Below are 18,624 nucleotides of genomic sequence, written 5' to 3'. Positions count from 1 at the left end.
GGGAACCGGTTTCGGGAAAACGACATGCGAAAAAGATCAGCCTTTTTCGGGATGCGACAGCGCCTGACGGCCAAAGTCCGGCGCATCGGTTTCCTGACCGGCCTCGATGATCGAACGGCGGATCGTGCGGGTTCTGGTGAATATCTCGAACAGCTTGTCCCCGTCGCCCCATCGAATCGCACGCTGAAGCGAGGCCAGATCCTCCGAAAACCGCGCCAGCATTTCGAGGATCGCATCCTTGTTATGCAGGCATACGTCGCGCCACATGGTCGGGTCGGACGCGGCCAGACGTGTGAAATCGCGAAAGCCCGAGGCTGAATATTTGATCACCTCGGACTTGGTCACGGCTTCCAGATCATCCGCCGTGCCGACGATATTGTAGGCGATGATGTGCGGAAGATGCGAAACGATGGCCAGCACCATGTCGTGATGCGCCGGGTCCATCGTGTCGATGTTGGAGCCGCAGCGCCGCCAGAATTCCGACAGACGCTCGATGGCATCCGCATCTGCATCCGGCTCGGGCGTCAGAATGCACCAGCGGTTTTCGAACAATTCGGCAAAGCCTGCATCGGGGCCGGATTTTTCCGTGCCCGCCAGCGGGTGCCCGGCGATAAAGTGCACGCCTTGCGGGATATGCGGCGTCATCTGCGCGATGACGGACGCCTTGGTGGAGCCGACATCGGTGACGATCGCGCCCGGCTTGAGCGCCGGTGCGATTTCTGCAGCAACCGCGCCGGAAGCACCCACCGGAACCGAAACGATGATCAGATCGGCATCGCGGACGGCTTCTTTCGCATCCTGCGAATAGGAATCGCCCAAGCGGAGTTCTTCCGCCCGCCCAAGCGTTTCTGCGCTGCGGGTGGAAATTGCGATGTGACCCGCCAGATTTTCGCGACGAATGACGCGCGCAAGCGACGAGCCGATGAGCCCTATGCCGATCAGGGCTATCTTGTTGAAGAGTGGTTCGGACATGTGATCTAGCTTTTCAGGAATTCTGCGAGGGCTGAGACGACACCGCGATTTGCTTCTTCGGTGCCAACGGTCATGCGAAGCGCGTTCGGGAAACCGTATGCGGTCACCCGGCGCAGAATATAGCCTCGCGCAGACAGATAATCGTCCGCCTTCGCCGCAGAATGCTTCTCATTTTCCGGGAAATGGATCAGCAGGAAGTTCCCAACGCTCGGCGTCAGCCGAAGCCCAAGCGCGCCAAGCTCCTGCGAGAGCCAGCCGAGCCATTTTTCATTATGAGTAACTGCCGCTTCGAAATGCGCGCGATCTTCGACCGCCGCAACGCCAGCCGCGATTGCCGCTGCATTCACGTTGAAGGGGCCGCGCATGCGGTTCAGCGCATCGATGATATGCGCGGGCGCATAAGCCCAGCCGACGCGCGCGCCGCCAAGCCCGTAAATCTTCGAGAAAGTCCGCGTCATCACGACATTCTGCGATGACGAGACCAGTTCGATACCGGACTCATAATCATTGCGGCGCACATATTCGGCATAAGCCGCATCGAGCACCAGAAGCACATGCGGTGGCAGCGCTGCATGCAGCCTGCGCACTTCGCTGAAAGGAATATAGGTGCCGGTCGGATTGTTCGGGTTTGCGAGGAAGACGATTTTCGTGCGCTCGCTCACCGTTGCGAGGATCGCATCGACATCCGCAGTCTCATCGGTTTCCTTGGCAACGACCGGAACGCCGCCCGCAGCCTGAATGTAGATCTTGTAGACCAGAAAACCGTGTTCGGTGAAAATGCCCTCATCGCCGGGCTGCAGATAGGTCTGCGCAAGCAGCCCTATCACCTCATCCGAGCCATTCGAGCAGATGATGTTATCCGCGTTCAGGCCATGCGCCTGCGCGATAGCCGCGCGCAATTTGCTTGCCGAACCATCGGGGTAGTATTCGAGCCTCGCCGCCAGGTTCTGAACGGCCTCGACAGCCTTGGGCGAAGGTCCGAGCGGACTTTCGTTGGAAGACAGCTTGTGGACCTTGGAGACACCATGCGGCGCGGCGCTCTTTCCCGGCATATAGGCAGCGATGTCCATCACACCGGGTTTCGGCTGGGGGCGCTGCGCTTGTGTCATGACCTTGTTCCTTCAGAGTTGGAGGCCTGCTCTATCAAAGCTTTCCCGTTGACGCAAAGGGCCGCCAGCCTTAAAAGCCTTGGCAGGATCCGTGGTGATTTGGCCGGTCGGCTTGCAGCCACGTAAAACAATTCGCTAAAGGGCCGTTTGCGATCTGTAACCGGCGTTGCTTAGCGATGCCGGTTTTTGTTTTTCCGGAAACAGAAATCGCAAGGCAGGACAATTGTCATGGCGGCTTCGCGCCCTCGCAAAACCAATAACGATCAGGCCACCGCGCCAGCCTCGCCGGTGCTGAGCTTCGGTATGGACAAGCCGCTGAAGCTTGAAGCGGGCACGCTGCTTTCACCGTTCCAGATCGCATACCAGACCTATGGCGAATTGAACGCGGCGAAATCGAACGCGGTGCTGATCTGTCATGCGCTGACCGGCGACCAGCACGTCGCCAACATCCACCCCGTCACCGGCAAGCCCGGCTGGTGGGACGTGCTGATCGGCCCCGGCAAGATCATCGATACGGATCGCTTCTTCGTCATCTGCTCCAATGTCATCGGCGGCTGTCTGGGTTCCACCGGCCCCGCCTCCATCAACCCGCAGACCGGCCGTCCCTATGGGCTCGACCTTCCAGTCATCACCATTCGCGACATGGTGCGCGCGCAGGCCATGCTGGTCGATCATTTCGGCATCGATCAGCTATTTGCCGTCGTTGGCGGCTCGATGGGCGGCATGCAGGTTCTGGAATGGGCGGCAAGCTACCCGGAGCGCGTATTCTCGGCGCTGCCGATCGCAACCGGTGCGCGGCATTCCTCGCAGAACATCGCGTTTCATGAGGTCGGCAGACAGGCCGTCATGGCCGATCCCGACTGGAACGGCGGAACCTATCTGGAAGCAGGCACGCGGCCCGAAAAGGGCCTCGCGGTCGCCCGCATGGCCGCTCACGTGACCTATCTCTCCGAAAGCGCGCTGCATCGCAAATTCGGGCGCAATCTTCAGGACCGGATCAAGCCGACTTTCGGTTTCGATGCGGATTTCCAGATTGAATCCTATCTGCGCCATCAGGGCATGACATTCGTCGACCGTTTCGATGCCAATTCCTATCTCTACATGACGCGGGCGATGGATTATTTCGACCTTGCGGCAGACCATGGCGGCAGACTGGCCGACGCATTCGGCAAAACGCAGACGCGCTTCTGCCTCGTATCTTTCACCAGCGACTGGCTCTTCCCCACCGAAGAGAGCCGCAGGATCGTGCATGCGCTGAATGCTGCCGGTGCTTCCGTCTCCTTCGTGGAAATCGAAACCGACCGCGGCCACGACGCCTTCCTGCTCGACGAGCCGGAGCTTTTCGCGGCCATCAACGGCTTCCTGCGCTCCGCAGCGCGGGCGCGTGGATTGGAACAATCATGAGCGTGAACACCGCACAACGCGTCGATCTCGAAGTCATCGCCAATTTCATCACGCCCGGAGCCAAGGTGCTCGACGTAGGCTGCGACAATGGCGATCTGCTGGAACTGCTGCAAACCACGAAGAGTGTGGATGGCCGCGGCGTCGAAATTTCCCAGCGCGGCGTCAACAAATGCGTCGCGCGCGGACTTTCGGTCATTCAGGGCGATGCCGATAAGGACCTCGTTTTCTATTCGGACAAAGGGTTCGACTTCGTCATCCTGTCGCAAACGCTGCAGGCCACACGCGACCCAAAGGCCGTTCTCGACCATCTTCTGCGCATCGGCGATCGTGCCATCGTGTCATTCCCCAATTTCGGGCATTGGCGCGTGAGGCTGTCCCTGTTCTTCAAGGGCCGCATGCCGGTGACGAAAGACCTGCCCTATTCGTGGTACGATACGCCCAACATCCATTTCTGCACGATCCGCGATTTCATCGGCCTTTGCGACGAGGTCGGCGCAAAAGTCGAACGCGCGACCGCACTGGATGGCAACGGCCAGAAAATTGGATTTTCCATGCCGTGGTGGTTCTGGAATTTCTTCGGCCAGCAGGCAGTGTTTTTGCTGAAGAGGTAAACCACGCCCCGAAAAGTTGCTGGCTTCAGGAGTTTTGAGACGGGACGTTTGTCCGCTTCGGCTCAAAATTGGTCATTTGAATGCTGGCGGCAGCGGATATCGAGCATTCCGTCTTTCATAGTCTGCAAGCGGCGCGCGGCGCAGTACCACCTCGTATTCCTGAATCATCCAATCACCGAGCTGTGGCGAGATTCGGCTCATCGTTTCGATTGCCGGTGCCATCCAGTTCCAGCGGGAATATCCGTCGTCATCGATGCCGCTAAGAAGTGGCGATGCATCTTCAGGAGCGACCCTGTTTTGCAGCTCAGCCTTTTGAGCATGCCGCTCGGCCATACCCATTAAGAACCATCTCGCCGCGTCAGAAACGGAAAGCCCTGCTATTCGGTCGAGGTCATTGCCTCGTTCTGTAATCACGAGGTCATAGCGATCAACGACAACTTCCACGTGTGCAGAACCATCGTCTTGGCGGCTTCTGGCGATCTGTACGCAGTTACCAAGGCCAGTTCTGGCCCATAGTCTTTCTATCAGAGCCTGAAGCTCCTCGATCGGATCATCTTGCATTCTACCTACATCTTCGTTCGGACTTCCTGCGGGGACACCATCCAAGTCAATGTCACGCCCATGCCCGGGATCGCGTAACAAAAACAAAAATTAGATCGGCTTCAAATCCTCTTCGTAGCCTTCAAGCGCCTCCGTGCGGTCTGCGATCACACCTGCAACGCAGGCGGGGTAGCTCAGCACCTGTCCTTCACGACCGCTGTCGCCATTCGCATAGAATTGGCACGCAGCTTCCCGAAACTGCACCCAGGCGCGCTGCTCGGCCAGAAGATCGGTCTTGGTCTGGTCGGAGGTCAGCGCGAAAACCCGCTTCCATGTCGTGTTGAGTTTGTCGTCCTCGCGCTTCATGAAGGCGCCGCCGCACTCGCCCCAGGCCGTATTGGTGCCGTCGCTGTCATTGATGCACTTGTCGTAGGCATCATCGGCAGATGCCATAGAGCCCGCGCCGATAAGCAAAAGCCCGGCAAGCGATACCCTGTGTAGAATTTTCATGATTCAACCTCCATCCTGTTCCTGCGTTTTGTAACCCGTACCATGGCATGCGACGCACCTTGCGGCGTGAGCACCGGCATGAAAACACGCCGCGATGCCCGCTGTGTGACGGGCAGTCCCTGATAAAGCCGCTTCTGCGCCTCGACGATGATGACGCCTGAGAAAATCGGCCAAAGCCGCCTGCCCGCCCGCTCCGTGAGCGGATGGAATCTCATCATGAAGCGGCGGCGCGATGGCGGAAAATACAGCGCGTCGGACCAGCCCGACGGCGTAAAATTGGTTTCCCTAAGCAATTCATTGAGCTGCCCGCGCGAAAACGGACGACCGGTGCCGAAGGGCGTATGCTCGAATCGCGCCCAGACCCCGCGCCGGTTCGGAACGACGATCACCACGCGACCAGCAGGTGAAAGCACGCGCCAGATTTCCTTCAACGTCTCGCGCGGACTTTCCGCATGTTCCAGCGAATGAACCAGCAGCATTCTGTCTATTGATGCATCGACCAGCGGCAGCTCCTCATCGAACACCAGCGCGGTTGCCGATTTGCCTACCTGTGGCCAGCGCACCGCCCCTTGCGTACCCGGCATGAACGAAAACACACGCTCGGCATCCGACCCGAAGCGCTCGAGCCATGGCAGCGTGTAACCAAGGCCGACGAGCCTCTCATTGGGCAGATTGTCCCAGACAGAGGAAAGCCCCATGGAAATCGACCGCTCGGCCATCCGGCCAAGCGTCGTGCTGTAAAAAGATCGAAGGTCGATAATGTCGGAATGCATGGCGGGACGGTAGCCGTGGCTGGCATCCACATCAAGCGACAGGTGACATTGAACGGCCTGCGACCTATCTGTAGCGGCATCAAAGGAGAGTTTTATGGCGATCAGGATCGAGCAGTTCATATGCCGGAGCGATAATTTCGGCATTCTCATGCATGATGAGGAAAGCGGACGCACCGCGATCATCGACGCGCCGGAAGAAGGCCCTATCGTCGCGGCAATCGAGCGCACCGGCTGGAAGCCTGATCTGCTGCTGATCACCCATCACCACAAGGACCATGTCGAGGCAAATCTTGCTCTGAAAGAAAAATTTGGCCTGAAAATTATTGGTCCCAAGGATGAGGATGACAAGATTCCGGGGATAGACGAGAGTGTCAGCGAAGGATCGATCATCCCATTCGGCAAACATGAGATCAAAGTAATCGACACGCCGGGGCATACGGCGGGCCATATCTCCTACCATATCCCGTCAGCCAAGCTCGCCTTCACCGCCGATACGCTGTTTGCGCTAGGCTGCGGCAGGCTTCTGGAACGTGGCCCGGAGGTGATGCTGAAGTCCCTGCGCAAGCTGGCAGCCCTGCCGCCGGAGACGGTCGTTTATTGCGGACATGAATATACGCAGACGAATGCGCGGTTCGCGCTGACGATCGATCCCGGAAATTCCGAATTGCAGACACGCGCCAAGAAAATCGACGCTCAACGCGCAGCGGGCGAAATGACCTTGCCGACAACGATTGGCGAAGAGCTCGCGACGAATCCTTTCCTTCGCTGGGACGATTCGCAAATTCGCGCCAATCTTGGGCTGGAAAACGCGTCCGACGACGCTGTTTTTGCTGAAATCCGCAAACGGAAAGACAATTTTTAAGCCGTAGCTGCTGATTTTTTCCGAAACAAAAGCGACTTGGCCGCAAGTGTCGCGCCGCCTGTGATGAGAAGGCAGGCGGCGAAAATGCGCCATGACGGCTCGGCGAACCCGGCGCCGATCAGCACCAATGTCGAAAGCAGCGGCGCGGCATAGCTGGCGGCGCCCAGCACCTGAATATTGCCGCGTTTGACGCCGTGATCCCACGCATAGAAGGCAGCGCCAACCGGCATCAGGCCAAGGCCCAGCACCGCCAGCCATTGCCCGGTAGTCGCTGGCAGCACTGTGGTCTCAAGTGCCAGATGGCAGATCAGCGAGAGAATTGACGTCGCTGCGCAAAACCACGTCACGATGCTCGTCGGCACGGAGGGGAATCGCCGCGACAGCAGCGAATAGCCCGACCACAAAAACGCACAGACGGCAGCCATCGCATAGCCGAAGACGTAGCGGCTTTCGAATGCCAGCCCGCCGCCCTTGGTGACGATGAGGAACGTACCCGCAAGGCCAAGAAGCGCGCCGACGATGTGGTTCCAGCGCAGCCTTTCACCCGGCATCAGCGCCGACCCCAGAACGATCAGCAGCGGCCACATATAGGCGATGAGGCTCGCCTCGACGGCTGGCGCGTTGCGAAGCGCGGTGAAATAGAAAAAATGGTAGCCGAACAGCCCGCCAATGCCGATCAGCCAGACCACCGGCGGAATGGCGACTTTCTCGGTCGCGGGCTTGGTAAACAGCCGCGCGAAAAGCCCGACGAGGGTTCCGATTGCGAAGGTAATCGCGGAAAGCAGGAATGGCGGCACCTGGCCCGAAGCATCTGTCAGCAATGCAAGCAAAGCCCACATAGCCACAGCAAGGAAGCCGATGAAAGTCGCACGCACCATAATGTCCCCCGGCGCGTGGACCGCGCCTTTTATTTCGCCTCGAACCGCCGCGCTTTCACGGTGATCGTGCCGATCTCCGTTCCGACCGTTGCGTAGATGGGGGCATATATCCCGGTTGTGCCGAGTGGTGCAAACGCAATGGTGATCTTGCTCTTGTCTCTGAGGAATTCAAGCGCCCTGCGGCCCTTTCTGTACCCGGAAACGGGAACGAACCTTGCGCTGCACGTGACCGCGTCGCCCTTGTAGCCCTGCACCGAAAAGGGCGTGATCGACCCGGCACCGAGTGCCAGGTCGGCGCGCATTTCACCATCATAGATCTTGACTGTCCGCCCGCAGACTTCCGAAAGATTTTTGGCGCGTATCAAGGTCGCCGAAATCGGGTCCGCCACTGACTTCAGATCGGCGTCCTTCAGCGGCACCCAATCCTTGCCGCGCTTCTTCAACGGCGGATTGTTGACCGTATCGCTGACATTGCCGCGTGAAAAACGGATTTCCGTGCGTTGCTTCTTGCGACCAGACACATAATCGGTGGCAAAGGCCATAGGCAAAGGTGCTGCCTTGCCGACACTCCCCGAAGCGACGATCGTGCCGCGCGTGCTGTCGAAAAGCTCGGCCAGTCCGGCGCTGGAAAGCGAGCCGCTGACTGAAAAATTGTCGTCCTTGAATGTGGTGATGAAGCTCGAACGGGCAAGCGTCAGCCCAAGATAGGAAACGGCGTAGTCGCCATGAAAAGTCTCCTCCTTTGCCTGCGCGAGCGCCGGTAAACCGCTGGAAGTGGCGAGTGCGAGAAGGATGAAACCGTATAGCCGCTTCATGAAATGGGTGACTCCTGAGAATTCTGTAAGCCGGCACCCGGCTTTTGCGGCCCTTCGATTCTTGTTTATAAGAAAAAATTCGGCCATTCTATGAATGTTGATACGGCTCAAATAAGCGGTTTCACTTGACGAGGCTCCGAAACGCCTCTATGGGAACGCCAACTTTTTCCTTAAGGCCGCCTGACCAAACTGCGCGCCACTTCTTGGTGTGTTGAGGTTTTTTGGCCGATGTTGAACTGAAGGTAAGTCAAATGTCCCGCGCTTGCGAACTCACCGGCAAAGCCGTCATGACCGGCAACAATGTGAGCCATGCCAACAACAAGACCCGTCGTCGGTTTCTGCCGAACCTGGTCAATGTTACGCTCATCTCCGAAACGCTGAACCAGAATGTGCGTCTGCGCATTTCGGCGAACGCGCTCCGCACGGTCGAACACCGTGGCGGTCTCGATGCATTCCTGGCCAAGGCCGACGTTGCGGAACTTTCGCAGCGCGCCCGTCTGCTCAAGAAGCAGATCGCCAAGAAGGTAGCGGATCAGCCCGCAGCCTGATTTATCGGTGAGGTCGGTTAGCCCGGCCTCATTTGTCGATAAAGGCATTACTTTCGCTTGATGATGGCCGATTCTGCTCGGCCATTTTCGTTTGTTCGGCTGGTTCCATTACCCAGGATAAAAAAATGCAGATCATCTCCAGATATTTGCCCTTCGTGCTGGCCATGGCGATTGTCGTCGTGGCGTCCAACATCCTCGTGCAGTTCCCCGTGCAAGGCACGCTGGGAGGGCTGGCACTGGCCGATGTGCTGACATGGGGTGCCTTCACCTATCCCATCGCCTTCCTCGTCACAGACCTCGCAAACAGGCGCTACGGCCCATCCATGGCGCGCCGCGTCGTGTTCGTCGGCTTCATGCTGGCGGTTTTCTCTTCGATCACCTTCCCGCCACTGCTTTTCCAGTATGGGTTCATCGAATTCGAAACGGCGGCGGACCGGCTCGTTCGCATCGCCTGCGCTTCGGGCGCGGCTTTCCTATTCGCACAGCTTCTCGACGTCACCGTCTTCAACTGGCTTCGCCGCAAATCATGGTGGCGCGCTCCAGTTTTCGGCTCGCTCGCAGGCTCGGTACTCGACACAGCGATCTTCTTCACCATTGCGTTTTCTGCGGCCTTCGCCTTTGTCGGCCCGACCGATGATTTCGCAATCGAAGCAGCACCCCTGCTCGGCGTGTTGCCCATAGAGGTCGCGCGCTGGGTGTCGTGGGCAATCGGCGATCTGTCGGTGAAGCTGATCATCGCTGTGGTCGCGCTGATCCCCTACCGGCTGCTCGCCGCGCGCTGGAGACAGCCGCAGGTCGCAGCCTAGCCGATGCTGCCCTGGGTCCAGCTTGATTCGGCAAAGACGCCGGACGGTGACCAGGAGTTGCGCCTCAAGCGGCGCGGTACCGAATTCTCGATCATGCTCGGCACCAATGAGTTGATGAACAGCCGCCTTAGCGGCTCCGAAGAAGCGCTGGCAAAGCTGTCCTGTGAGCGTATTTCGGGCCACTCCGCGCCACATATTCTGATCGGCGGACTAGGCATGGGCTTCACGCTGCGCGCAGCGCTTGCCGAGATCGGTCAAGACGCGAAGATCACTGTCGCCGAACTGGTGCCAGCCGTCGTTTCCTGGGCACGCGGCCCGATGGCGGAGGTGTTCGGCAATTGCCTCGAAGATCCGCGCGTCACCATTCGCGAGGATGATGTCGGCCTGCTGATACGGTCCGGCGCGGCGGCTTTCGATGCCATCCTACTCGATGTCGATAATGGTCCAGAGGGCCTCACCCGTGAGGGTAACGACGCTTTGTATAGTATGACCGGACTGAATAGCGCCCGCGCCGCGCTGAAGCCCGGCGGTGTGCTGGCAGTATGGTCACAAGGCCCGGACAGCGGCTTCACGCGCAGGCTCAGCCGCGCTGGTTTCTCCGTCGAAGAGGTTAAGGTGCGGGCCAATGGCAAGCGCGGCGCGCGCCACGTGATCTGGATCGCCACGGCGCGATAACGGCTTTGAAGCGCTTCCTGTTGTGATGGAATCACGAGGCCCCCCCTCTGTCCTGCCGGACATCTCCCCCACGGGTGGGGAGATTGGCTGACATAACCCTCCGCCTTCATCCTGCAACGTCAGCAATTGGTACTGCGCTTTAATGACAGGGTAATCTCCCCACCTGTGGGGGAGATGTCCGGCAGGACAGAGGGGGGCGCTGTCCCGCCAGCGGTTCTATCTAAAAATGAAGGCCTCAATCGTCATGCAGGATGAATTCCAGATAGAGATTTCGCTGCAATATCGAATGATTGTCGTCTGAAATCACGGAAATCATCAGCGCACCATCGTCGCGCGTCCAGACATCCATGCCTTCCATATTGTCGATCTGGTAGCCCATATTGGCCTCGAACAGCACGGGGCCATCTGCCAGACCGCCCTTGGCGATGCCCGCAGCCTCGATACGGCGCAGGCGCATACGCACACCGCTTGCCATGGAAAAGCTGCGCTCCAGCAGCAGCAGGTCGCCATCAGGCAGGAACGCACCATCGGTGATGTCGAACTCGCCATCGCGCTTGATGGTGAAAACGCCCTTCCCCGGACCTTCGATAACCGCCGCGAAGATGTTGCCCTTCGTGTCGAGGCTCTTTTCCGAAACCACCACCAGCCCGCCGCGCAGCGGTCCTTCGGCAGGCGCATGCGCAACCGTCTCGAAACCGCGATTCTGACGCAGCTCGCGCACCGGCACGAGAAAATCCAGTTCGCGGAACGGCGTTTTCATATCGCTTGGATCGAGCTTGAACTGCGCCACGCGATGATTGCGCTCAAAACTTACCGTGGCGATACCATCCTTGACCGCCAGTCCTTCGGCATCGACCATCCACTTCTGATTGATCGGATTGCCAGCCTCATCGACCATGGGCGTCATACTGAAATCGGAAAACCCGGCCGGTTTTCCGTCAGAATCGCGCTCGATCTTGCCGAAAAACCAGAAACCCGTATCCGTGACGCCTACGAAATCGCTGCCCGGATTCAGGAAACGCATGGCCGACAGGCCGCCGAAATGCCGGTAGCGCGAAGTCATTTCGAGACCGCCGACAAATTCCAGTGGGCCGAAACGCGTTTCGCTTCGGCCTATATGAAACTGGCTGATCTGCCGCGCGCTGACCTCGATCGGTTCCGGCGCGGCGGCGTTTGCCAGTGCCCCGCCAAGAGCCAGCATAACTATACAAGACAACGATCGGACCAGTGCCGATATTCTACCGACTGAAACTGCTCGACCGCTGTAATTCCCCCTCTCCGTCTCGGCTCCGCCTCGACACCTCTCCCCCGCTTCGCAGGGGCGAGGAAATGCTAATCGTGAAGGCTGTGGCGTTGCAGAACTTGGGTTCCTCGCCCCCAAGAATTGGGGGAGAGGTGCCGAACGGAGTGAGGCGGAGAGGGGGTCTGTTATGTCCAGCTCAACCGACCTCATCCAGCGCGACGCACACCGCCGCGTCGCGTTTCGCGGACACTTTCCTCGCCAAACAGCGAGGCGAGTTGTTCGGTCATCGCGCCGGCCAGTTCTTCCGCATCGACGATAGTGACCGCACGGCGATAATAGCGCGTTACGTCGTGGCCGATGCCGATTGCCAGCAATTCGACCGGCGAGCGTGTCTCGATCAGATCGATGACGCCGCGCAGATGCCGTTCGAGATAATTGCCCGGATTGACCGAAAGCGTGGAATCGTCGACCGGCGCACCGTCCGAGATCATCATCAGGATCTTGCGCTGCTCAGGCCGCGCCATAAGACGCTGATGCGCCCAGAGCAGAGCCTCGCCGTCGATATTTTCCTTGAGCAGACCTTCGCGCATCATCAGGCCAAGATTGCGCCGCGAACGACGCCATGGGGCGTCGGCGCTCTTATAGATGATGTGGCGCAGATCGTTGAGGCGGCCGGGCGTGGATGGCTTGCCATCCTTCAACCACTTCTCGCGGGCCTGCCCGCCCTTCCAGGCGCGCGTCGTGAAGCCGAGAATTTCGACCGAGACGCCGCAGCGCTCCAGCGTGCGCGCCAGAATGTCGGCGCAGGTGGCGGCGACCGTTATCGGGCGACCGCGCATCGAACCGGAATTGTCGAGCACCAGCGTCACGACCGTATCGCGGAATTTCGTGTCGCGTTCCTGCTTGAAGGACAGCGGCTGCATCGGGTCGATAACCACGCGAACCAGGCGCGCCGGATCGAGATAACCTTCCTCGAGGTCGAAATCCCATGAGCGATTCTGCTGTGCCATCAGGCGGCGCTGCAGGCGGTTGGCCAGACGGCCGACGATGCCCTGCAGATTGACCAATTGCTTGTCGAGGAACGCGCGTAGACGGTCGAGCTCTTCCTCGTCGCAAAGTTCTTCCGCGCCCACCGTCTCGTCGAATGTGGTGGTGAAAACCTTGTAGTCCATGTCGCGCGAGAAATTGGCGAATGGATTGTCGTTGCGGCGCGCTTCGCCCGGCGTTTCGGTGTCGGCGTCATCTTCGGAAAGCTCGTCGGACGTGGCTTCGGTCGATTCCATCTCGCCGGCCTGCTCGTCGTCGTCGGATGCTTCCTGATCCTCGGACTGCGACTGTTCGGAGCCCGAATCGTCCTCGCCGCCTTCTTCGCTGCGCTCTTCGCCCTGCGGCTGGTCGTCGTCGCTATCTTCAGGGTTCTCTTCGGTTTCGGGGTCTTCGCCGAGTTCTTCGGCCATTTCCATCGAAACCAGCATGTCGCGAACGACGCGGGCGAAAGCCTGCTGGTCGCCCAGCTTTTCGCTCAAACCTTCGAGATTGGGACCGGCCTTGTCCTCAACCCATTTGCGCCAGAGCTTGACCATGCGCTCGCCGCTCTTGGGCACAGGGCGTCCGGTCAGTTTCTCGCGCACCATCAATGCCAGCGCTTCTTCGAGCGGCGCATCGGCCTGCTCGCGCACATCGGCCAGATTGGCCTTGGCGTATTTGTCTTCCAGCATCTGGCCGATATTGTCGGCCACACCAGTCATCGCACGCGAACCGATAGCTTCAACGCGCGCCTGCTCTACAGCGTCATAGATTGCACGCGCCTGCTTGCCTTCGGGTGCAAGCTTGGTGTGGACGCGGCTGTCGTGGCAGGCGCGCTTGAGCGCCATGGAATCGCCAAGACCGCGCGTGACTGCGATGTCGGTCCTGCTGGCTTTTTTCGGGACTTCGGGAAGCCGAGCGCGATTGCCCGCCAGTGCCGGGCGATCCTTGGCGAAAGCAACTTCGAGTTCGTTGTCGCCCGCAATGGCGCGCATGCAAACCGTCATCGCCCGCTTGAAGACATCAGCCTCCGCGCCGGTTTTCGGCTTGCCGCGTGTATTGTCGCCCGGACCCGCCATTCGCGTTCAACTATCCCAAAACGACATTGGCTGCACTTTCCGGCAATTCCTCACCGAAAGCGCGCTGATAGAATTCGGCAACGACGGAGCGCTCCAGTTCATCGCATTTGTTGAGGAAGGTCAGCCGGAATGCGAGGCCGATCTCGCCGAAGATTTCAGCGTTTTCTGCCCAGGTGATGACCGTACGCGGGCTTATGACGGTCGAAAGATCGCCATTGATGAAGGCCGAACGGGTCATGTCGGCAACGCGGACCATCTTGTTGACGATCTCCTTGCCCTTGGCGTCGCGGTAATGCTTGGCTTTGGCAACGACGATTGCAACTTCATTGTCGTGCGGCAGATAGTTCAGCGTCGTGACGACCGACCAACGGTCCATCTGCGCCTGATTGATCTGCTGCGTGCCGTGGTAAAGGCCGGTCGTATCGCCGAGGCCGACGGTATTTGCCGTCGCGAACAGGCGGAATGCCGGATGCGGACGGATGACGCGGCTCTGGTCGAGAAGCGTCAGGCGGCCCGACGATTCCAGAACGCGCTGGATGACGAACATCACGTCGGGACGGCCCGCATCATATTCATCGAAGCAGAGCGCGACATTGTGCTGATAGGCCCACGGCAGAATGCCGTCGCGGAATTCCGTGACCTGCATGCCTTCCTTCACGACGATGGCGTCCTTGCCGACGAGATCGATACGGCTGACATGGCTGTCGAGATTGACGCGCACGCAAGGCCAGTTAAGCCGGGCTGCGACCTGCTCGATATGGGTCGACTTGCCGGTGCCGTGATAGCCCGAAACCATGACGCGGCGGTTGAAGGCGAAGCCCGCGAGAATGGCCATCGTAGTCTGACGGTCGAAGAGATAATCGGGATCGATGTCCGGCACATGCTCGCTCGTGGTGGAGTAGGCAGGCACAACCATTTTCGACTCGAAGCCAAAAACGTCTTTTACCGAGACAGTCGTGTCCGGCAGGTTGGAAATATCACGATCGACCTTGTTCATCTCGTCTCCACGCGCGAAGCCACACTTCGCCGGCAAATCCTGTTGTGTTCGGGAGCGGTCTTTAGCAGACCGAAGCCCCAAGACAAACCGCTTTGCTTAGCAAAGCCCTGCCTGCTTGAGCACGCGATAGGCATTCAGCACATCGCGGAATCGGTCTTCCGAACCCCTGTCACCACCATTGGCATCGGGATGGTGTTGTTTGACAAGCTCCTTATAGCGCGACTTGATGTCCGCGCCAGTCGCCTTGGTATCCAGGCCCAGTGTTTCCAGCGCCTTGGCCTCAAGCGGCATCGCCTTGCGCTGCCTGGGCGCGCTGCGGTCGCGCGGGCTGTCGAAAACATTGTGCGGATCGCGCATCCGGTAATAGCCGGCACGCCCCGATCTCTGCTGCGCCATATCGGGCGAAGATTGCGAGCCTGAGGCCGCGCCCATCTTCCATGTCGGGCGATGACCGGTCATCGCCTCCTTCTGGAAACGCGCAATATCGCTGTCCGGCACACCGGAAAAATAATTGAAGCCCTTGTTGTATTCGCGGACGTGATCGAAGCAGAAGCGGAAATACTCCCCTTCACGCATACGACCGACCGGCGCCTTGTGCAGGCCGGGCTCCTTGCACCCATCCCACTGGCAAGCGGGCGCTGCGGACTTCGCTTCGGCCTCCTTATCGGGGCGAACGCGAATCTTATCGAAATATTTCGGATATGGTTTCATCGTACCCCATTTATGGGATGTTCGCGCTGCGAAACAAGAATTGACATTTTCGCAATGATCGCTCTAACCGCTGAATCGCGGCGCAATCACGGCATCGGGCGGTTTCTGCGGCAAAATGTATATGGGAAAAGGAGACGTCCATGTCGATACAAGAACGGATCGAAAGCAAGCTCAGAAGCGCTCTTTCACCGGAACGCATGGCGATTGTCAATGAAAGTCATCTCCATGCCGGGCATCATCACACCGATTCAGACCATCATGGCGAGTTCGACGGCACCGGCGAAACACATTTTCGCGTGCGTGTCGTTTCCAAGAATTTCGAGGGCATGAGCCGCATCGACAGGCACCGCACCGTCAATCAGCTTCTGGCAGCAGAGCTTGAAGGCGGCGTACACGCGCTGGCGATCGAGCCAGCCGCGCCCGGCGAAAAAACGCGCTGGTAATTATTCCAGGCCGTCGAGCGTTGCTGGCCTTATTCTGATCCGCGCGATACGGTTCTTGTCGCGCTTCATCACGATGAAGCGCTTTCCGTGAAACGTGAAGGCCTGCTTTTCTTCCGGGATCGATTGCGTCTCGTGGATGACCAGACCGGCAATGGTGGTTGCCTCCTCGTCCGGCAATTGCCAGTCGAGCGCGCGGTTCAAGTCACGGATCGGCACTGTTCCATCGACCACGATCGAGCCGTCCGCTTCCTGCTTGACGCCTTGAACGTCGACATCGTGCTCATCGGCGATCTCGCCGACGATTTCTTCGATAATGTCTTCCAGCGTGACGAGGCCTTCGACCTCGCCATATTCATCGACGACGATTGCAAAATGCGCCTTCCGGCGCAAAAACGCGTTCAGTTGCTCCTGAAGCGTGGTCGTGTCAGGCACGAACCACGGCTTCGAGGCGATTTTCATCACATCGATGCGGGTAAAGTCGTTTCCGACGCCTTCAAGCGCGCGCAGCAAATCCTTTGCGTGCAGCACACCAACAATGTTATCGAGTGACCCGCGCCAGAGCGGCATGCGCGTATGCGGGCTTTGCAGAATTTCGCGAACGACCGCCTCGGACGGGTTGTCCGCATTCACCGAGCGCATGTTCAGGCGATGCACCATGACATCGGAAACTTCGAGCTCGTGCAGATCGAACAGCGCACCGACCCTGTCACGGTCCTGCTTGGCGGTTGCCGCATCGCGATTGCTCTCGGCTGCCGCCTCGCGCGCTTCATCTCGAACCGAACGCTGCGGTACGATACGCGAAAGCTCAAATCCGAAAGCGGCCAGAAGGCGCGCATGAAAGATGATCGCAAGCAGAAGTGCTGCGAGAATTGCGGCTATGGTGAAGCCGGTGGCGCTCATGCCGGGTGGTTGTCTTGAAGGAAAGACAGCACTTCGGATGCGGGAACATCCTTCGCCACGAAAGACTGGCCAATACCGCGCGTCAGAATGAAGGTCAGTTCGCCGCGTGAAACCTTCTTGTCCTGCGTGATGTAGTCGAGCAGCTTTTCCGCAGGCGGCAATTCGCCTGGAATATCGCTCATGCGCCACAGCAGGCCAACCTCGCGCAGATGCGCCTCGACGCGCGCGGCATCGTCCGGGCTTGCAAGGTTGAGCCGCGCCGAGAACCGATGCGCGAGCGCCATTCCGATGGCGACGCCCTCGCCATGAACCAGCCTCGCGCTGTCATAGGCAGTCGCACCTTCCAGCGCATGGCCGAATGTATGGCCGAGATTGAGCAAAGCGCGGTCGCCCATTTCGAACTCGTCACGCGCCACGACATCGGCCTTGGCCTGACAGGACGTCGCGATGGCTTGCGTGCGCGCAGCACCGCCAGAAAACACCTCACGCCAGTTCTTTTCGAGCCATTCGAAGAACTCCGGGCGGTCGATCAGGCCGTATTTGGCGACTTCGGCATAGCCTGCGCGAAATTCTCGCTCGGACAGCGTGTCGAGCACATCCGTATCGGCCAGCACGAGTTTGGGCTGATGAAAAACGCCAATGAGGTTTTTGCCATGGGCGCTGTTGATGCCGGTCTTGCCGCCAACGGACGAATCGACCTGAGCCAGCAGCGAGGTCGGCATCTGGATGAAATTCATGCCGCGCCGGACGATGCCGGAAGCAAAACCGGCAAGATCGCCGATGACGCCGCCGCCGAATGCGATCACCGCGTCGCCGCGCTCCAGCCTGGCTGCGAGAATTCCATCGACCGCTTCCTGAAGAAACGCAAAACTCTTGGTTTTTTCGCCAGCCGGAAGCTCGATAATCGCAAAGCCGATACCGGCCTTATCGAGGCTACCTTTGAGCGTTGCCAGATGCGCTTTCGCAACATTCTGATCCGTGACGATCGCAACGCGCGATTTCGGCAGGCGCGCCGCGATTTCCGTGCCCGCGCGGTCCACAAGGCCAACGCCGATCAGAATATCGTAGCTGCGGTCTCCAAGGACGACCTGAACCTTGACCGGATCATTGCTCATGGAACCGTCTCTCTGTCTGGATCGAAATAGTTGGCAAGCGCGAGAACCACTTCATCGGCAATCACTTCCTTGCGCTCGTCCCGCGTCGCCACGGTAATATCGGCCAGCCCGTAGATTGGATAACGCTCGCCCATCAGACGCTCCATCACCGAGCGCGGGTCGGGATGCTTCAAAAGCGGGCGGTTCGGCTTTTTCAGAACCCGCTCCATCAGCACGTCCAGATCGGCCTTCAGCCAGACGGTCGTGCCGTGCGCCGCGATGCCCTTGCGCGTCTGTTCGTTCATGAAAGCGCCGCCGCCGGTGGAAAGCACCTGCGGCCCGTTTTCCAGAAGGCGAAGAATGACGCGCTGCTCCAGCGTGCGGAATTCAGGCTCGCCATAGCGTTCGAACAGTTCGGGGATCGTCATGCGCGAGACTTTTTCGATCTCGTCGTCGCTGTCGATGAAGGGAATGCCCAGCGCGGTCGCAACCTTGCGGCCGATCGCCGTTTTTCCCGCACCCATGAGACCTACAAAAACGACGGAATTCCGCCCAAGCTGCTCCTGCACCCTGGCGACCGACTTTTCCTGCCTGTCCTCGAACTCCATCTTCATGCACGCCTTTCGCC

At 59.2% G+C, this 18,624-nt stretch carries 21 protein-coding genes and 1 riboswitch; of the genes, 7 read left to right on the top strand and 14 right to left on the bottom strand.

The features are described from left to right. Positions 1 to 36: 36 nt before the first annotated feature. Both ABFT80_RS04035 and hisC read right to left on the bottom strand, forming a co-directional pair. The gene (locus ABFT80_RS04035; protein WP_347970550.1) at positions 37 to 972 is read right to left on the bottom strand and encodes a prephenate/arogenate dehydrogenase family protein; all 936 of its coding nucleotides are present in this window, start codon (positions 970 to 972) and stop codon (positions 37 to 39) included. A gap of 5 nt (positions 973 to 977) precedes the next feature. Continuing rightward, positions 978 to 2,081 (bottom strand): histidinol-phosphate transaminase, encoded by a 1,104-nt coding sequence (gene hisC / locus ABFT80_RS04030; protein ID WP_347970549.1) that lies wholly within the window; start codon positions 2,079 to 2,081, stop codon positions 978 to 980. Positions 2,082 to 2,162: 81 nt separating this feature from the next. After that, positions 2,163 to 2,240, top strand: a riboswitch (SAM riboswitch). A gap of 69 nt (positions 2,241 to 2,309) precedes the next feature. On the opposite strand from hisC, the gene metX reads away from it, so the two are divergent. Beyond that, entirely contained in the window at positions 2,310 to 3,485 is a 1,176-nt protein-coding gene (gene metX, locus ABFT80_RS04025; RefSeq protein WP_347970548.1) for a homoserine O-acetyltransferase MetX, read from the top strand. Next, positions 3,482 to 4,096 (top strand): methionine biosynthesis protein MetW, encoded by a 615-nt coding sequence (gene metW / locus ABFT80_RS04020; RefSeq protein ID WP_347970547.1) that lies wholly within the window; start codon positions 3,482 to 3,484, stop codon positions 4,094 to 4,096. Before metX ends, metW begins: the two co-directional genes overlap by 4 nt. A 72-nt stretch (positions 4,097 to 4,168) precedes the next feature. Here metW and ABFT80_RS04015 read toward each other — a convergent pair whose 3' ends face one another. The 3 genes from ABFT80_RS04015 to ABFT80_RS04005 all read right to left on the bottom strand — a co-directional run bounded on the left by ABFT80_RS04015 (position 4,169) and on the right by ABFT80_RS04005 (position 5,919). Next, complete coding sequence (locus ABFT80_RS04015) at positions 4,169 to 4,657, bottom strand: hypothetical protein (RefSeq protein WP_347970546.1); 489 nt, start codon at positions 4,655 to 4,657, stop codon at positions 4,169 to 4,171. A 90-nt stretch (positions 4,658 to 4,747) separates the two neighbouring features. Beyond that, on the bottom strand, positions 4,748 to 5,146 hold the full coding sequence (locus ABFT80_RS04010) for a lysozyme inhibitor LprI family protein (protein WP_347970545.1): 399 nt from the start codon (positions 5,144 to 5,146) through the stop codon (positions 4,748 to 4,750). Continuing rightward, complete coding sequence (locus ABFT80_RS04005; RefSeq protein ID WP_347970838.1) at positions 5,143 to 5,919, bottom strand: class I SAM-dependent methyltransferase; 777 nt, start codon at positions 5,917 to 5,919, stop codon at positions 5,143 to 5,145. The genes ABFT80_RS04010 and ABFT80_RS04005 overlap by 4 nt, the downstream gene beginning before the upstream one ends. Before the next feature lie 94 nt (positions 5,920 to 6,013). Between ABFT80_RS04005 and gloB the strand changes: the two genes are divergently transcribed. Next, positions 6,014 to 6,781 carry a hydroxyacylglutathione hydrolase gene (gene gloB / locus ABFT80_RS04000; RefSeq protein WP_347970544.1) on the top strand — a complete coding sequence of 256 codons (768 nt, stop codon included), beginning with the start codon at positions 6,014 to 6,016 and terminating at the stop codon, positions 6,779 to 6,781. Here the strand turns inward: gloB and yddG are convergent. Further along, positions 6,778 to 7,659, bottom strand: coding sequence for an aromatic amino acid exporter YddG (gene yddG / locus ABFT80_RS03995; RefSeq protein ID WP_347970543.1), 882 nt, complete (start codon positions 7,657 to 7,659; stop codon positions 6,778 to 6,780). The genes gloB and yddG overlap by 4 nt on opposite strands. A gap of 29 nt (positions 7,660 to 7,688) precedes the next feature. Next, the gene (locus ABFT80_RS03990; protein WP_347970542.1) at positions 7,689 to 8,474 is read right to left on the bottom strand and encodes a DUF3108 domain-containing protein; all 786 of its coding nucleotides are present in this window, start codon (positions 8,472 to 8,474) and stop codon (positions 7,689 to 7,691) included. Between the two features lie 251 nt (positions 8,475 to 8,725). Here ABFT80_RS03990 and rpmB point away from each other — a divergent pair, with 251 nt between their 5' ends. From rpmB to ABFT80_RS03975, 3 genes are all read left to right on the top strand, one after another. Beyond that, on the top strand, positions 8,726 to 9,022 hold the full coding sequence (gene rpmB / locus ABFT80_RS03985) for a 50S ribosomal protein L28 (RefSeq protein WP_347970541.1): 297 nt from the start codon (positions 8,726 to 8,728) through the stop codon (positions 9,020 to 9,022). Between the two features lie 125 nt (positions 9,023 to 9,147). Next, positions 9,148 to 9,828, top strand: a complete 681-nt coding sequence (locus ABFT80_RS03980) for a queuosine precursor transporter (protein WP_347970540.1) — start codon at positions 9,148 to 9,150, stop codon at positions 9,826 to 9,828. 3 nt (positions 9,829 to 9,831) lie between these two features. Next, the gene (locus tag ABFT80_RS03975) at positions 9,832 to 10,503 is read left to right on the top strand and encodes a spermidine synthase (RefSeq protein WP_347970539.1); all 672 of its coding nucleotides are present in this window, start codon (positions 9,832 to 9,834) and stop codon (positions 10,501 to 10,503) included. A gap of 235 nt (positions 10,504 to 10,738) precedes the next feature. Here ABFT80_RS03975 and ABFT80_RS03970 read toward each other — a convergent pair whose 3' ends face one another. From ABFT80_RS03970 to ABFT80_RS03955, 4 genes are all read right to left on the bottom strand, one after another. Next, complete coding sequence (locus tag ABFT80_RS03970; RefSeq protein WP_347970837.1) at positions 10,739 to 11,704, bottom strand: esterase-like activity of phytase family protein; 966 nt, start codon at positions 11,702 to 11,704, stop codon at positions 10,739 to 10,741. 248 nt (positions 11,705 to 11,952) lie between these two features. Further along, positions 11,953 to 13,851: a cobaltochelatase subunit CobT gene (cobT, locus tag ABFT80_RS03965; RefSeq protein ID WP_347970538.1), complete on the bottom strand. Its 1,899-nt coding sequence runs from the start codon at positions 13,849 to 13,851 to the stop codon at positions 11,953 to 11,955. A gap of 10 nt (positions 13,852 to 13,861) precedes the next feature. Next, on the bottom strand, positions 13,862 to 14,848 hold the full coding sequence (gene cobS / locus ABFT80_RS03960) for a cobaltochelatase subunit CobS (protein ID WP_347970537.1): 987 nt from the start codon (positions 14,846 to 14,848) through the stop codon (positions 13,862 to 13,864). A gap of 96 nt (positions 14,849 to 14,944) precedes the next feature. Further along, positions 14,945 to 15,559: a J domain-containing protein gene (locus tag ABFT80_RS03955; RefSeq protein ID WP_347970536.1), complete on the bottom strand. Its 615-nt coding sequence runs from the start codon at positions 15,557 to 15,559 to the stop codon at positions 14,945 to 14,947. 140 nt (positions 15,560 to 15,699) lie between these two features. Here ABFT80_RS03955 and ABFT80_RS03950 point away from each other — a divergent pair, with 140 nt between their 5' ends. Continuing rightward, positions 15,700 to 16,002, top strand: a complete 303-nt coding sequence (locus ABFT80_RS03950) for a BolA family protein (RefSeq protein WP_347970535.1) — start codon at positions 15,700 to 15,702, stop codon at positions 16,000 to 16,002. Here the strand turns inward: ABFT80_RS03950 and ABFT80_RS03945 are convergent, their stop codons facing one another. The 3 genes from ABFT80_RS03945 to ABFT80_RS03935 are packed head-to-tail and all read right to left on the bottom strand — an operon-like array spanning position 16,003 to position 18,610. After that, positions 16,003 to 16,902, bottom strand: a complete 900-nt coding sequence (locus tag ABFT80_RS03945; protein WP_347970534.1) for an HlyC/CorC family transporter — start codon at positions 16,900 to 16,902, stop codon at positions 16,003 to 16,005. It abuts the gene before it with no gap. Beyond that, a complete protein-coding gene (gene aroB / locus ABFT80_RS03940) occupies positions 16,899 to 18,017 on the bottom strand; it encodes a 3-dehydroquinate synthase (RefSeq protein WP_347970533.1) in 1,119 nt (372 codons plus the stop codon). Before aroB ends, ABFT80_RS03945 begins: the two co-directional genes overlap by 4 nt. Next, positions 18,014 to 18,610 carry a shikimate kinase gene (locus tag ABFT80_RS03935; protein ID WP_347970532.1) on the bottom strand — a complete coding sequence of 199 codons (597 nt, stop codon included), beginning with the start codon at positions 18,608 to 18,610 and terminating at the stop codon, positions 18,014 to 18,016. The genes aroB and ABFT80_RS03935 overlap by 4 nt, the downstream gene beginning before the upstream one ends. Positions 18,611 to 18,624: the final 14 nt, after the last annotated feature.

The sequence above is a fragment of the Foliimonas ilicis genome (assembly GCF_039939195.1).
Lineage (GTDB): Bacteria > Pseudomonadota > Alphaproteobacteria > Rhizobiales > Rhizobiaceae > Foliimonas > Foliimonas ilicis.
This window is presented reverse-complemented; position numbering and strand designations above follow the sequence as displayed.

Bases quoted from the DNA above. Each gene is read 5' to 3' on its own strand.
- ABFT80_RS04035 (WP_347970550.1), bottom strand. From the start codon at position 972: ATGTCCGAACCACTCTTCAACAAGATAGCCCTGATCGGCATAGGGCTC.
- hisC (WP_347970549.1), bottom strand. From the start codon at position 2,081: ATGACACAAGCGCAGCGCCCCCAGCCGAAACCCGGTGTGATGGACATC.
- metX (WP_347970548.1), top strand. From the start codon at position 2,310: ATGGCGGCTTCGCGCCCTCGCAAAACCAATAACGATCAGGCCACCGCG.
- metW (WP_347970547.1), top strand. From the start codon at position 3,482: ATGAGCGTGAACACCGCACAACGCGTCGATCTCGAAGTCATCGCCAAT.
- ABFT80_RS04015 (WP_347970546.1), bottom strand. From the start codon at position 4,657: ATGCAAGATGATCCGATCGAGGAGCTTCAGGCTCTGATAGAAAGACTA.
- ABFT80_RS04010 (WP_347970545.1), bottom strand. From the start codon at position 5,146: ATGAAAATTCTACACAGGGTATCGCTTGCCGGGCTTTTGCTTATCGGC.
- ABFT80_RS04005 (WP_347970838.1), bottom strand. From the start codon at position 5,919: ATGCATTCCGACATTATCGACCTTCGATCTTTTTACAGCACGACGCTT.
- gloB (WP_347970544.1), top strand. From the start codon at position 6,014: ATGGCGATCAGGATCGAGCAGTTCATATGCCGGAGCGATAATTTCGGC.
- yddG (WP_347970543.1), bottom strand. From the start codon at position 7,659: ATGGTGCGTGCGACTTTCATCGGCTTCCTTGCTGTGGCTATGTGGGCT.
- ABFT80_RS03990 (WP_347970542.1), bottom strand. From the start codon at position 8,474: ATGAAGCGGCTATACGGTTTCATCCTTCTCGCACTCGCCACTTCCAGC.
- rpmB (WP_347970541.1), top strand. From the start codon at position 8,726: ATGTCCCGCGCTTGCGAACTCACCGGCAAAGCCGTCATGACCGGCAAC.
- ABFT80_RS03980 (WP_347970540.1), top strand. From the start codon at position 9,148: ATGCAGATCATCTCCAGATATTTGCCCTTCGTGCTGGCCATGGCGATT.
- ABFT80_RS03975 (WP_347970539.1), top strand. From the start codon at position 9,832: ATGCTGCCCTGGGTCCAGCTTGATTCGGCAAAGACGCCGGACGGTGAC.
- ABFT80_RS03970 (WP_347970837.1), bottom strand. From the start codon at position 11,704: ATGCTGGCTCTTGGCGGGGCACTGGCAAACGCCGCCGCGCCGGAACCG.
- cobT (WP_347970538.1), bottom strand. From the start codon at position 13,851: ATGGCGGGTCCGGGCGACAATACACGCGGCAAGCCGAAAACCGGCGCG.
- cobS (WP_347970537.1), bottom strand. From the start codon at position 14,848: ATGAACAAGGTCGATCGTGATATTTCCAACCTGCCGGACACGACTGTC.
- ABFT80_RS03955 (WP_347970536.1), bottom strand. From the start codon at position 15,559: ATGAAACCATATCCGAAATATTTCGATAAGATTCGCGTTCGCCCCGAT.
- ABFT80_RS03950 (WP_347970535.1), top strand. From the start codon at position 15,700: ATGTCGATACAAGAACGGATCGAAAGCAAGCTCAGAAGCGCTCTTTCA.
- ABFT80_RS03945 (WP_347970534.1), bottom strand. From the start codon at position 16,902: ATGAGCGCCACCGGCTTCACCATAGCCGCAATTCTCGCAGCACTTCTG.
- aroB (WP_347970533.1), bottom strand. From the start codon at position 18,017: ATGAGCAATGATCCGGTCAAGGTTCAGGTCGTCCTTGGAGACCGCAGC.
- ABFT80_RS03935 (WP_347970532.1), bottom strand. From the start codon at position 18,610: ATGAAGATGGAGTTCGAGGACAGGCAGGAAAAGTCGGTCGCCAGGGTG.